10 protein-coding genes are annotated in these 13,659 nt (G+C 67.8%); 4 read left to right on the top strand and 6 right to left on the bottom strand.

Annotated elements, in window-relative coordinates; translation table 11 throughout:
- Window positions 1–46: 46 nt before the first annotated feature.
- From NUV79_RS17615 to NUV79_RS17590, 6 genes are all read right to left on the bottom strand, one after another.
- Window positions 47–1,006 carry a FecR family protein gene (locus NUV79_RS17615; protein WP_257734402.1) on the bottom strand — a complete coding sequence of 320 codons (960 nt, stop codon included), beginning with the start codon at window positions 1,004–1,006 and terminating at the stop codon, window positions 47–49.
- Window positions 1,007–1,102: 96 nt separating this feature from the next.
- Window positions 1,103–1,612 (bottom strand): RNA polymerase sigma factor, encoded by a 510-nt coding sequence (locus NUV79_RS17610; protein ID WP_257734401.1) that lies wholly within the window; start codon window positions 1,610–1,612, stop codon window positions 1,103–1,105.
- A gap of 139 nt (window positions 1,613–1,751) precedes the next feature.
- Window positions 1,752–2,828, bottom strand: coding sequence for a siderophore-interacting protein (locus NUV79_RS17605; RefSeq protein WP_257734400.1), 1,077 nt, complete (start codon window positions 2,826–2,828; stop codon window positions 1,752–1,754).
- A complete protein-coding gene (gene fhuB / locus NUV79_RS17600) occupies window positions 2,821–4,818 on the bottom strand; it encodes a Fe(3+)-hydroxamate ABC transporter permease FhuB (RefSeq protein WP_257734399.1) in 1,998 nt (665 codons plus the stop codon). The genes NUV79_RS17605 and fhuB overlap by 8 nt, the downstream gene beginning before the upstream one ends.
- Entirely contained in the window at window positions 4,811–5,701 is an 891-nt protein-coding gene (locus tag NUV79_RS17595; RefSeq protein WP_257734398.1) for an ABC transporter substrate-binding protein, read from the bottom strand. Before NUV79_RS17595 ends, fhuB begins: the two co-directional genes overlap by 8 nt.
- Before the next feature lie 69 nt (window positions 5,702–5,770).
- Window positions 5,771–7,987, bottom strand: coding sequence for a TonB-dependent siderophore receptor (locus tag NUV79_RS17590; protein ID WP_257734397.1), 2,217 nt, complete (start codon window positions 7,985–7,987; stop codon window positions 5,771–5,773).
- Between the two features lie 228 nt (window positions 7,988–8,215).
- Here NUV79_RS17590 and NUV79_RS17585 point away from each other — a divergent pair, with 228 nt between their 5' ends.
- From NUV79_RS17585 to NUV79_RS17570, 4 genes are all read left to right on the top strand, one after another.
- Entirely contained in the window at window positions 8,216–9,115 is a 900-nt protein-coding gene (locus NUV79_RS17585) for a helix-turn-helix transcriptional regulator (RefSeq protein ID WP_257734396.1), read from the top strand.
- Window positions 9,116–9,304: 189 nt separating this feature from the next.
- Window positions 9,305–10,105 (top strand): ATP-binding cassette domain-containing protein, encoded by an 801-nt coding sequence (locus tag NUV79_RS17580; RefSeq protein WP_257734424.1) that lies wholly within the window; start codon window positions 9,305–9,307, stop codon window positions 10,103–10,105.
- A gap of 22 nt (window positions 10,106–10,127) precedes the next feature.
- A complete protein-coding gene (locus NUV79_RS17575; RefSeq protein WP_257734395.1) occupies window positions 10,128–11,882 on the top strand; it encodes an ABC transporter ATP-binding protein in 1,755 nt (584 codons plus the stop codon).
- Between the two features lie 191 nt (window positions 11,883–12,073).
- Complete coding sequence (locus tag NUV79_RS17570; RefSeq protein ID WP_257734394.1) at window positions 12,074–13,621, top strand: ankyrin repeat domain-containing protein; 1,548 nt, start codon at window positions 12,074–12,076, stop codon at window positions 13,619–13,621.
- Window positions 13,622–13,659 lie beyond the last annotated feature (38 nt).

Here is a 13,659-nt window from a genome sequence, read left to right as displayed (position 1 = left end):
AGACGCCGGTAGTGGCCGGACTCATTAGTGCAGTGCGGAAAAATTTTCAGGCGGGAAGAAGCAGGGTGAGCCAGGCGAAGGGGCGGACCACACGCAACCCCAGGCCGCCGGCGAGCATGTCCAGCCCCCCGGCCGGATCGCGCGCATCGAGCACGGCCGTCACGCGGCGCTGGCCCGCTTCCCGCGAGAGGATGCCGATGCGCCCGCCGCCATACCGCTCGAGGTCGGCCACGGCTTCCGCGAGCCGGACGTCATGGAAGACCAGCCGGCCCCGGCGCCAGTCACCGATCTCGCCGGGATCGAGCGGGCCCGGCGGCGAGATGGTCTCGCCCTCGTAGCCGACGCCCTGGCCCTGGCCGACGACAACACCGGCCGCGCCGGGCAGCTCGACCTTGACCCGGCTTTCATCGACCGCGACCGCGACCGCCGAGCCCAGCCCGAGCTTGACGTCGAAGGCCGTGCCGAGCGCCGTCACGGTGCCGCCCCGCGCCGCCACCGAGAATGGCCGGGCCGAGTCCTTCGCGACGGTGAAAAAAGCCTGACCGGAGACGAGCCTGATCATCCGGCGCGAGCCGGTCAGGTCGACATCGATCGCGGAGGCCGGGGCGAGCTCGACCTGCGAGCCGTCGGCAAGCGCGATCGTGCGGCGCTCGCCGGCCGCCGTCCGGAAATCCGCGAAGCGGCCGGACTGGGCGAGGACGCCCATGATGCCTGCGGCCACGACCAGCGATGCCGCCAGAGCGAAAGCGACCTGCCGCCAGCGCCTCGGCCTCGCCGGAACAGCTGTGTGAACGGGAGGCGCGGTCTCAGCTGCCTTCAGGGGGGTGAGACGATCGAGATCGGACCAGAGCGTCTCGAGCTCCGTCCAGGCACGTGCATGATCGGGGCTCGCCGCCAGCCAGGCATCGAAATCCCGGCGCAAGGCCACATCGGCCTCGCCATCGCGCAGCCGCACGAACCACTGCAAGGCCCGCTCGTCCGGTGTTTCCTCAGCCTGATCTGCCATCGCCCTATCCCGAGCCGAATCCACCTTTGCGGCCGAGGGCCGCTCTGGCAACCGGACGAAGCCTTTCTCAATAGACGATCCGCGCCGCCGGATGCATTAGTCGGATGAGCGCAAAGCGGCGCGAAGGCTGCGCATGGCATTCGCGAGATGGACCATAACGGTGTTGCGGGCGATGCCGAGCCGCAGGCCGATGTCGGCATAGCTCAGCCCCTCATACTTGTGCAGCAGCAAGACCTCGCGGCTGCGCGGCGGCAACGCCTCGATCGCCCGGCGCAGGCGCCTGTCGCGCTCGCTTGCGAGAAGCTGCCCTTCCAGGGATGCCACCTCGTCGCTTACCGCCGGAGCCTCGGGCGGCAAGGGCTCGAACAGAGCGGTATGGCGCTGCTGCCGGCGCCAGTGATCGACCGCCATCGTATCGGCCGAGCGGCGCAGATAGGCGCCTGGATCACGCAATTCGGCTGGCGGGGACCGGAGCAGGCGCAGGAAGATATCCTGCACGGCATCGGAAGCCTGCTGCGCATCGAGCCCGCGCCGGATCAGCCGTAGCTGCAGCTTGTGCTGCTCGGCGGCATAGATCGCGGCGATTCCGGCTGTCTTGTCGCTCATACCCGCGCGGCTCGTGGCTGTAACCGCGCTTATGCTGGCAAGAGCAACAGAATAACAAGCAAAAATACTGCAAGATCAATAGATTAGAGCAATGCTAATTTAAGACTGAGAACCTTCGGGGCTTCGTACGCCACCTCGACTACTCGCCGTGATCGTGGGCATCGGCATGGCCGCGGCGCCAATAGGCGGCGACGAGATGGCGATCCTTCGGCAGCTTCCATGCGCTGCGCAGATGCTTGCGGATCGCCCGCGCCGCGGACTGCTCGCAACCGACGAAGACGAAGGGGTTGTCGCCCTCCGGTCGGGCCGCGCCCATGACGGCCTGCGGCAGAAGGTCGGTGGTCCCGGCCGGAGCATCGCCGCGGTGGAGCCAGGTGACGTCGATCGCGGCATGCGAGGACAACGCCTGCTGCTCGGCGCGATCGGCGATCTCGATGACGATCTTAGCCCGCGCCGCGGTGGGCAACTCGGCAGCGATACGGGCGATCGCCGGCAGTGCGGTCTCGTCGCCGCAGAGCAGATACCAGTCGGCCGCAACGACATCGCCGCCGCCCGGCCCGAGCAGGCCGACGCGGTCGCCAGGCATCGCATTGCGGGCCCAGGTCGATCCGGGCGAGGAATCATGCAGCACCACGTCGATGGCGAGTTCCCGGCGCTGATGATCGATGAAGCGGATCGTGTAGATGCGCCTGATCAGCTCGTCCGCGCCGGACGGCCAGATCACCCGATTATCCGGCCCGACGCCCGGCCAGACCGGCTCGCGCCCCGACGGCGGGATCAGCACGCTGACATGCAGGCCACCGCTCTCGAAATGCGCGGTGTCCTCACAGGACAGGATGACGCGGCGCATTGCGGGGGTGATGTCATAGGCCTCGCGCACCACCGCTTCGCGAAAGTATGGAATCCGCGGCTGCTCGGGCAAGTTGCCGCGCCAGCCGACCTTAAGGGTCTCGCCTTCGGCGAATTCATGCAGGTGCTCGGCGACCGAGGAGGTGACGACGAAGAGATAGGTCTCGTTCGGGTTCGTCACGGCGATGTCGAGGGCGCCGGCGGCGGAGCAGAGTTCCACAGCGCCGAAACGACCTTCGAGGCGGACGCCCCTGTCGTGATGCGTCACCGTGCCGTGCTCGACGAAATGCGCGCAGAGCCGCTCCAGCATGGCCGCTGGATCACGCATCGTCACGCACGCATCGGCGCGCAGTTCGGGCTCAGCCATGGCGGCTTCCTCCACGGTTCAAGAGCCAGATCAGGTAGGGCCCGCCGATCAATGCGGCGAAGAGCCCGACCGGGACCTGATAGGGAAAGACGACGAGCCGCGCGAGCCAGTCGGCAAGGATCATCACGCCGCAGCCGATCAGCATGGCGGCAAGCAGCTGGTCGCGGCTGCGGGCGAAGCCGCCGAGGCGAGCGAGATGCGGCGCGATCAGGCCGATCAGGCTAAGCGGACCGACCAGAAGCGAGGCGACCGCCGTCGCCAGCGCGGCCATGGCAGCGAGGCAGAGGCGGCTGCGTTCCACCGGCAGACCGAGGCTGCGGCTCGTCGCCTCGCCAAGCGGCAGCAGGTCGAGCCAGCGGATGGCGAGCAGGAGCGGCAGGATCAGGACGACGCAGGCAATCAGGCCGGTCCAGGCCTCGAACGGGCCGGCCCGATTGGTCGAGCCCGACAGCCAGACCAGCAGCATGTAGGCGCGCAGGTCGCCCTGGGCCATCGCCGTCGAGACCACGGCCATGCAGAGCGCCCCCATTGCGATGCCGGCCAGCAGCAGGCGTTGCGGGCCGATGCCGGGGCGCGCGGCGAAAACCAGCATGACGATGAGCACCGCGAGTGAACCACCGGCGATGCCGGCGAGCATCGCGAAGGGACTGGCCGGCATCAATGTGAGTGCAAGCAGCAACCCGACGCCGCCGCCGGCGCTGACGCCGAGCACTTCGGGACCGGCGAGCGGGTTCGCGGTCAGGCGCTGCATCAGGCACCCGGCCGCCCCGAGAAGCGCCCCGGCCGCGCCGGCAGCGGCGAGGCGCGGACCGCGAAACGGCAGCAGGTCCCAGAACAGCGCGCCCGTCGCCCAACCCCAGCCGTCGTGCCCGCGTCCGAGCACGAGGCCGAGCGCTGCCACCACCAGGACGAGAACGGCCAGAGGAGCGAGCGAGAGCAGCGAGCGCGCCTGCCGATCCAGCCGCCACGCAGTTTCATTGGCTTGCGGCGGCAGGGATGGCGGGACCCGCCGCATCAGCCAGAGCAGGAGCGGCCCCCCGAACAGTGCGGTCGCCGCGCCCGTCGGTGCGAGATCGTTGAAGCCTGAGCCGAGCAGTTGCACGGCGCTGTCGGTGATCGAGAGCAGCAGCGCTCCGAGCGCCGGTGCCGCCAGCAGCATCTGGCGTGGCGTGCGGGCGCCGAGCTCGCGCGCCAAAGCCGGCGCGGCGAGGCCGACGAAGCCGATCACCCCGACCTCGGCCGTAACGCTGGCCGCCAGCCAGATCGCGATGCCGAGCACCGCGAGGCGAGCGGCATGCAAGGTCAGCCCCAGTCCACGCGCCACGTCCTCGTCGAGGCCGAGCAAGGCGAGCGGACGCAGCAGCAGCGCCGCAGCGACGGCGCTCAGGGCCAGACGCGGCGCGAGCGCGAGGACAGCATCCCAGCTCTGCTGGTTGAGCGAGCCGGCGCCCCAGATGAACAGCGACAGCACATATTCGCCCTTGGCGAGAATGACGGTCGCGCTCGCCGCCGCTGCGACCAGCGAGACGACCATGCCGGACAGGACCACCGTCATCGGATCGAGGCCGCGCCGCCAGCTCAGGCCGAGCACGAAAGCGACCGCCGCGAAGGCGCCGGCCAGCGCCACGCCTTCCCGCGAGAAGGCGATCAGCGCGGGCGCATAGGCCGAGGCGATGGTGAGCGCGAGCTGTGCACCCGAGGCGATGCCGAGCGTCGAGGCATCCGCAATCGGATTACGCAGCACGCGCTGCAGCAGCATGCCCGCAAGCCCGAGCGCCGCGCCTGAGATCAGCGCGGTCACGGCACGCGGCATCAAGCTGTGCCAAAGCAGGATGCTTTCAAGCGCTCGCGCCAGCTCCGGAGAAGCCGGCAGCGAAGGCCGCGTCGCCATCACCGCTGCGGACAGCACAGCCGCCGCCAGTACGGCGAGAGCCCAGATGCCGGGGCGCCCACCGAGCGGGCGGCGCAGGGGAGCGGCGGCCTCAGCCACGCGGCGCCTCCGCCGCGATCAGGGCCTCGCTCAGGAGCCGCGCGAAGCGCCGCGCCGCCGGCAGGCCGCCATAGGGATTGATCGAACCGATCTTCAGGAGCCGGCCCTCGCGCAGATTGGGCAGGGCGTTCCAGAAGGCGCTGCGCGCGAGGGTCTCCATCGCACCGGGCGGCACCGGCGGGATCAGCGCGATATGAGCTTCCGGCACGCGGGCCAGTGCTTCGAGCCCGATCGGCGCCATCGCGGAATAGCTGGTGTGGTCGGTCCAGGCATTGGCGAGGCCGAGCCGCTTCAGCACCTCGCCGAACAGGCTGTCGTCGCCGAAGACGCGGAAATGCCTGGCGTCGCCGAGATTGACGGGAATGACCGAGCGCGTCGCCAAGGGCTTCAGCCTGTCGCGCAGAACCGCGAACTCAGCCCCGGTCTCGGCGATGTAGCGTTCGGCGGCAGCAGCGACGCCAAGGCGCTCGCCGATTGCCCGCGTCATGGCGACTGCCGGTTCATAGGGCGGCCGCCCCGGCGCATAGACCGAGAAACTCTCGACCGGAGCGATCCGGCGCAGGCGCGGCTCGGAGCCAATATAGAAGCTCGACGAAAAGATCAGGTCCGGCCGCGACAGCAGCAGCAGTTCGAAATTGACCGTGCCGCGCAGGCCCAGATCGACAACGCTCGCTGGAACCGCAGGCTCGACGGCGATCTCGCGGAACTGGCGCAGTTCAGGCGCCGCGACCGGCGGGAGGCCGAGCGCGAGCAGGGTCTCCAGCACCGACCAGTCGACGGTCGCGACGCGCAGGCCCGCAGCGTGCGCCGGCCGGGAGACGCCCGCCGCCGCGATCAGGGCGAGCGCGGCGCGGCGCGTCGGATATGCCGTGAAGCACGTCATGCGCGTGGCACTACCACAGCAGAAGGCCGCAGCGCAGGGCTGCGGCCTTCGATGCCTGGGAGACGAGCCTCACCAGCGATAGTTCGCGGAGACGGTGACGGTGCGGGCATCGCCATAGCTGCAGCTCGAAAAATCCTGGCAGCTCTTCACATAGGCCTTGTCGAAGAGATTGGTGACGTTGACCGCCAGCCCCCAGTTGCCAAGCTTGTAGCGGATCGCGGCATCGACCAGCGTCGCGCCGGGCACTTTCAGGGTATTGGCATTGTCGGCCCAGGACTTGCCGACATAGCGGATGCCGGCGCCGAGGCTCAGCCCCTTGAACGCTCCTTCCGTGAAGGTGTAATCGGCCCAGCCCGATGCGGTGATCTCTGGAACGATGAACGGCGTCTTGCCGACCAGCGACGGATCGGTGTGCTTGCTGATCTCCAGATTGAACGCGGTCAGCGAGGCCAGCACCTTCAGGTTCTCGGTAAGGTTGGCCTTCGCCTCGAACTCGACACCGCTCGAGGTCACCTGCCCGAGCTGCTGCTGGGCGAAGGCGTTGAAGAAGGTCGGCGCGGGAACGAGGACATTGTCCTTGACGATATGGAAGACCGAGGCGGTGAAGAGCGCATCGGCGAAGGTCGGCTTGTATTTGACGCCGGCCTCGACCTGCCAGCCCTTCTCGGGCTTGAAGGGCAGGAAGACGCCGGGCGTCCCGGTCGAGGTTCCATCGAAGACCGGGTTGAAGAAGGACGCGACGCTGGCATAGGGCGTCATGCCGTTGGCGAACTCGTAGGCGAGGCCGGCGCGCCCGCTGAAGGCACCTTCCCGGTCGTCATAGCTCGGCGAGAAGGCGAGCGCGGCCGGGCTGACCGACTTCTTCTCGGCATAATCATAGCGCCCGTTGAAGGTCGCGAGCCAGCCGCCGCCGAAGCGGATCTGGTCCTGCAGGTAGACGCCGACCTGATGGTGCTTCAGCTTCTGGTCGAGATAAACGAAGCTCGCCCCCTGCGGCGTGCCATAGACCGGGTTGGTGACGCTGATCGTCGTGGCGCCGCCCGATGCCTGGACATGGTCGATCTCGAAATACTTGTAGTCGAGCCCGACCATCCAGGAATGCTGCAGCGGCCCGGTGTCGAACTTGCCTTCGAGGCGGTTGTCGATGGTGAAGGTGTTGACCTTCGTGTTCTCCTGGAAGCCGATGCGATAGAGTTGGTAATCCGGCGCCAGCGGCTGGAAGCGGTTGCCGAAGGGCGCATCCGGCCCGGCATAGCCATAGCCGTAGGGGCCGAGCTGGGACCCGCGCATCTGGCCGTAGCGGGCGTTCTGCGAGAAGGTCACTCCACCGAAATCATGCTGGAACTCGTAGCCCAGCATGGTCGTGACGCGCTTCTGGCTGTCGATCGACGGCTCGCCGAAGAAGGCATCGCGCCGGATCTTGCCGAAGGGCGCGTTCACCACCGTGCCGACATAAGGCAGGAAGCCGCCGCCGGAATGAACCTGGTCGAGATAGCTATAGGCGCCATAGGCGGTGATACGGGTGGCACCGTTCGGCTGGTAGGTGATCTGCGGCATGATCGTGCCGCGGAAATCCTTGGAGTAGTCGGTGTACTGGTCTCCGCCCGAGAGCTTGCCGGTGAGGCGCGTGCTCCAGACACCCTGCTTGTCGCTCATGCCGACATCGATGCCGAGATAGGCATTGCCGAAATTATTGATGCCGGTCTCGACATAGCCGAAATTCTTGCCGTTCGGCCGCTTGCTGACGAGGCTGACGATGCCACCGGGATTGGAGCCGCCATAGAGCACCGAGGCCGGCCCCTTGAGCACCTCGACCCGCTCCAGCATGAACGGGTCGATCTGGAAGCCGCCGAAGCCGTAGGAATAGAGCTGCAGGCCGTCGAGATAGACGCCGGTCTGGGTCGCCTGGAAGCCGCGGACGAAGAACCAGTCCGTATCGGGATCGGAGCCGAAAGGCTGGGCCTGGACACCAGCGGTATAGCGCAATGCCTCGTCGACTTTCAGCGCCTTGCGATCGTCGAGCTCCTCGCGGCCGATGACCGAGACCGACTGCGGGATCGCCGTGATCGGCGTGTTGCTCTTCGAGCCGGTCGCCGAGCGCGTCGCGACATAGCCGGTGACGGGCCCCGTCGCCTTCTCGCCCTGGCCTTCGACGGTGATCGTGTCGAGCTGGACCGTCGGGCCGGGCGCCGACTGCGCGAAGGCGACCGCTCCGTATAGCATCGCACCCAAAGAAACAGTCGAACGAAGAACAAAGTTCTTATTCATGTTTCGCTTATAGCACATGGCCAGACCAAGCCCCAATATTGTGTGCCTTATGAGAATTGCTCAAATTTAGAACCATTCAAAATGCGGGCACTGCTTTGCATGGCGACGTATCACTGCTAAGTAATAGGGGATTGATCGTTCCTGTCATGCATTGAACGTTCCTGGGCAGGCAGGCACAATTGCGTTCTTCGCGTTGCATTTTGAACACGCGCATCGGCGCGACGATCCGGCCGCAGGAGGGTCAGGATGGGTTTCCAGCCAGGCATGCGATCCGTCCGCGAAGGCATCAGCGTGATCGGCTCGCTCAAATGCCGCAGCTGGAACGGCGTCATCGCGGATCTCTGGCAGGCCGAGTGCCAGGCCGGCGCCACCGGTGAATACGTCTCGGACCATCCGCGGCTCTTCATCGTGCTCGACAAGGTCGGCGGCAGCTTCGAGACGCGGCTCGATCCGTCGGAGCCGGGCGTCTCGCCACGGGGCGGCGCGCATTCGATCAGCTTCATGCCGGCCGGCGTGCCGGTCTGGGGGCGCACGCAGCAGCGCATGCGCATCCGCCATCTCGACCTGCATTTCGAACCGGCCAGTGTCAGCGAGCGCCTCGGCGAGGCCCTGTCGCCCGAGCTCTTGCGCCAGCCGCGCATCATGTTCACGAACGAGCGCATCCAGACATTGGCGCGGCTCATCGCCGGCGAATGCGCCGAGCCCGACGCACGGCACGACCTCTATGGCGACGGCCTCGTCATGGCCGTGCTGATCGACCTGTTCGGTGTCAGGCGCGAGGCGCCGCGCCGCCGCACGCCCTTGACCAGCCGGCAGCTCCGGACCGTGACGGACTACATCGCCGAGCACGCGGCCGGCACGATCCGCCTGCAGGATCTCGCCGGGCTCGTCGGCCTGTCGCAATCGCATTTCAGCCACGCCTTCAAGGCCTCGACCGGGCTGCCGCCGCATCAATGGCAGCTCAAGGCCCGGATCGAGCAGGGCCAGCGGCTGCTGGCGGCCGGCGACCGGTCATTGACCGAGGTCGCGGTGGAGGCCGGGTTCTCGGACCAGGCGCATTTCACCCGCGTCTTCCGGCGTATGGTCGGTGAGACGCCGGCCGCCTGGCGGCGCGGCACGCTGGAAAAGGCGCTGGCGCTGGATTGAAGCGCGAAAGCGCCGGCAGCTTGCTGCAAGGCCTCGATGCCAGAGCCCATCTTTCGCCGACGACGGCTGCGGTGTAGGGCAAGGCGATCTCCATCAGCCGAATGTCTTCCCAAGGCGAACCGGACCATGGACAACACGCTTTCCACTCCCGCCCGGGCCGGTGGCCTGCTGGCTGAAAGGGCCTTGTCGATGGCCGCCGGTACCCCGCTTGGCGACGGCAACCTGTTCGATCTCGACGGCGTCTCCTTCGGCGTGCCCGGCCGCGTGCTGCTGGAATCGCTGACGCTGTCGCTGCCGACGCGGCAGGTCGTCGGGCTGATCGGCCATAACGGCTCGGGCAAGTCGACGCTGCTCAAGCTGCTCGCCCGCCAGCAGGCGCCGACAGCCGGCACGGTCAGGTTTGAGGGTACCGCGCTCGAAGCCTGGAGCAGCCGCGGCTTCGCCCGCAAGGTCGCCTATCTGCCACAGCAGACGCCGGCTTCCTCGGGCATGCTGGTCAAGGAGCTGATCGCCCTCGGCCGCTATCCCTGGCATGGCGCGCTCGGCCGCTTCGGCGCCAGGGACCGCGAAAAGGTCGCGGAGGCCATGGCGCTGACCGGTGTCGAGGCCTTCGCCGACCGGCTGGTCGATACGCTCTCGGGCGGCGAGCGCCAGCGCGTCTGGATCGCGATGCTGATCGCGCAGGATGCGGAATGCCTGCTGCTGGACGAGCCGACCTCGGCGCTCGACATCGCCCACCAGATCGAGGTGCTCTCGCTGGTGCACGATCTCTCCGCGAGAAAGGGCCTCGGTGTCATCGTCGTGCTGCACGACGTGAATATGGCGGCACGGTTCTGCGACGAGATCATCGCGCTGCATTCCGGCAAGCTGATCGTCAGGGGAACACCGGACGAGGTGATGACGTCGCAGCAGCTTGCCCGTATCTACGGCGTCGAGATGAGCGTCATCGCCCATCCGCAGACACAGCGCCCGATCGCCCTCCCAGCCTGAGAGCGATCCCGCGGAGACCGACATGGACCTGATCAAGCGGTTCGCCGCCTATTACCGGCCGCATCGCGGCCTCTTCCTGCTGGATTTCTGCAGCGCGGTCGCGGCCGGCCTGCTCGAACTCGCTTTTCCCGTCGCGGTGACGCTGTTCATCGACCGATTGCTGCCGACCGGTGAGCTCGGGATGATCGGACTTGCGGCGGCCGGCCTCTTCGTCGCCTATCTGATCAGCGCGGGCCTGCAGGTCATCGTGACCTATTGGGGCCATATGCTCGGCATCGGCATCGAGACGGAGATGCGCGCAAAAGCCTTCGACCATCTCCAGAAGCTCTCCTTCGGCTTCTTCGACAACCAGAAGACCGGCCATCTCGTGGCGCGCCTGACCAAGGACCTCGAGGAGATCGGCGAGGTCGCCCATCACGGCCCCGAGGATCTGTTCATCGCGGTGATGACCCTGATCGGCGCCTTCGCGCTGATGCTCTGGGTCCATCCGCAGCTCGCGATCATCACCGCGCTGGTCGTGCCGCTCACCGCCTTCGTCACGATCCGCTACGGCAGCCGCATGACCACGAACTGGCATGCGCTCTATGGCCGGGTCGGCGATTTCAACGCCCGGATCGAGGAGAATGTCGGCGGCATCCGCGTCGTCCAGGCCTTCGCCAACGAGGATCACGAGCGCCGGCTCTTCGCCGAGAGCAATCGGCATTACCGCGACACCAAGCTTGCCGCCTACAAGCTGATGGCCGCCTCGACCTCGCTGTCCTATCTCTCGATGCGCTTCGTGCAGGTGGTGGTGATGCTGGCCGGCGGCTGGTTCGTCGTGCGCGGCGAATTGTCGGCCGGCGGCTTCGTCGGCTTCCTGCTGCTGGTCGGCGTGTTCTTCCGCCCCGTCGACAAGATCAACGCGGTGATCGAGAGCTATCCGAAGGGCATCGCCGGCTTCCAGCGCTATCTCGCCTTCCTGGCGACGCGCCCCGATGTCGCCGATAGGCCCGGCGCCCGCGAGATCGAGCGCCTGCGGGGCGACATCGCCTATCGCGACCTGCGCTTCGGCTACAGCGCGGGGCGGCCGATCTTCGACGGGCTGAACCTGGAGATCAGCGCGGGCGAGACGATCGCCTTCGTCGGCCCCTCCGGCGCCGGCAAGACCACGATCTGCTCACTGCTGCCGCGCTTCTACGAGGTTACAGGTGGGGCGATCACCATCGACGGCATCGACATCCGCGACATGACGCTGAAATCGCTGCGCTCGAATATCGGCATCGTGCAGCAGGACGTGTTCCTCTTCGCCGGCACGATCCGCGACAACATCGCCTATGGCCGCCTCGGCGCGAGCGAAGGAGAGATCGTCGAGGCCGCCCGGCAGGCCCGGCTCGACGCCGTCATCGCGGCGCTGCCCGACGGACTCGACACGGTGATCGGCGAGCGCGGCGTCAAGCTCTCCGGCGGTCAGAAGCAGCGGCTGGCCATCGCCCGCATCTTCCTGAAGAACCCGCCGATCCTGATCCTCGACGAGGCGACCTCCGCCCTCGACACCGAGACGGAGAAGGCGATCCAGCTCTCGCTGGCGGAACTGTCGCGCGGGCGGACGACGCTGGTCATCGCGCACCGGCTCGCGACCATCGCCAATGCCGACCGGATCGTGGTCGTCGAGAATGGCGACGTCGTCGAGCAAGGCAGCCATGTCCAGCTGCTGGCCCGGCAGGGCGGGCGCTATCGCAGCCTGCATGCCGCGCAGTCCGGCATGCCGGGAGCGGTCTCGGGTAATGCCGTCGCCTGAGCGGGCGACGGCAACGGAATCGCGTCAGGGGGCTTGAGCGCGGAAGCGACAGGCTCTATCCAAGGCGCAGGCGGAACGAGACGCCTCCGGACCCGCGGAAAAGGTCTAACCTGCTCGCTCGACGACTGATTGTCCTGTCTGCCCTCCGTGCAGCCGATTGCGGGTTCTCGGCCTGATGCACAGGAGGATTCATGTCCAGACTTCCCGCATCTCCCGATCTCGACCATCTGCGCAAGCAGGCCAAGCGGCTGCTGCGCGCCTTCCGCGCCGGTGACGGCGAAGCCATCGCCCGCTTCCGGAGCAGCCTGCCGGCTGCGCAGGACCGCCCCACAGCCCTCGTCGCCGCCCAGCCCTATCGCTTGCACGACGCCCAGTCCGTGATCGCCCGCGAGCACGGCTTCCGCTCCTGGCTGGAGCTCAAGCGCCATGTCGACTGGTGCCGTAGCTCCGAGGCCGAAAGGCGTACGCGCTGGCTCGAACTTATGTTCTCGGAACGGGCGCGCGAGCGGGCGCTCTCGCGGCGCATGCTGGAGGCGGAACCGGGGCTCGCCCTCGGCGCCCCCTGGCTCGCCTGCCTGACCGGCGATACCGGCAGGCTGGAAGCCGCGCTCGACGCCGACGCCGATTTCGCCAACCGGCCGGTCGGGCCCTACACGATGCCGCCGCTCGCCCTCGTCGCTAATTCCCAGTTGATCTGGGAGCCTGCCTTCGCCACCGGCCTGCTCGCAAGCGCGGGCCTGCTCATCAGCCGCGGCGCCGATGTCAACGGCCGCTGGACCGATCCGCGCTATCCGGGCGATCCGCTCTCGGTGCTCTATTGCGCCGCCGGGCGCACCCACCACCCCGGCATGACGCAGCTCCTGCTCGAAGCCGGCGCCGATCCCGACGACAACGAGTCGCTCTATCATGCGATGGAGAGCCCCGATCCGACCTGCGCGCGCCTGCTGCTCGATGCCGGCGCCAAGGTCGCGGGGACGAACGCGATCGGGCGCGCGCTGGACTACGACCGCATCGACGGCTTGCAGCTGCTGCTCGCGCAAGGCTCCGCCAACGAAAAGGGGTATTGGCTGCACCATGCAATCCGGCGCGGACGGTCGAAGGCGCATATCGCGGCGCTGATCGCGGCCGGCGTCGACGACGGAAACGCCGACCGGCGCGGCCGCAGCGCCCACAAGCTCGCCCGTCTTTTCGGGCGGGACGATATCGCCGAGCTGCTGGCGCAGGCCGGAGCCGAAGAGCCGCTGTCGACGGCGGAAGCTTTCGTCGCGGCCTGCAGCCGCGCGGATGAGGCCGCCGCGCGCGCCTTCCTGCTGGACGATCCCGGCCTGATCGCCGGGCTGGATGAGAGCCTGCTGACGATCCTGCCGCAGCTTGCCGCCATCGGCCGGACGGAAGCCGTGCGAACGATGCTCGCGCTCGGCTGGCCCCGCGAGGTCAAGACGGCCTGGCAGGCGACGGCGCTCAACCTCGCCATCTTCGCCGGCGACGCCGTCATGACGCGCCTGCTGCTTGAGAATGGCGCCGACTGGCAGACGCGCCATGGCTATGGCGACAATGCGCTGGGCACGCTGTCCTTCGCGTCGCAGGCGGACGATCTCGGCGAGCCCGCGCCGGGCGACCATGCAGGCTGCGCGCGGGCCCTGCTGGACCACGGCGTCCCGCTGGAGCGGTTCAAGCCTTACGGCTTCTCCGACGATGTCCAGGACCTGCTGGATGGGGAGGCGGCGGAGGAGGCGTAGCCGCTCCCTCTCGCTTCGACTTGAAAGGGGGTGCCCCG

The sequence above is a fragment of the Allobosea sp. 47.2.35 genome (assembly GCF_024655635.1).
Taxonomy (GTDB): domain Bacteria; phylum Pseudomonadota; class Alphaproteobacteria; order Rhizobiales; family Beijerinckiaceae; genus Allobosea.
Note: the sequence above shows the minus strand (reverse complement) of the source record. Positions and strands in the feature narration are given on the sequence as shown.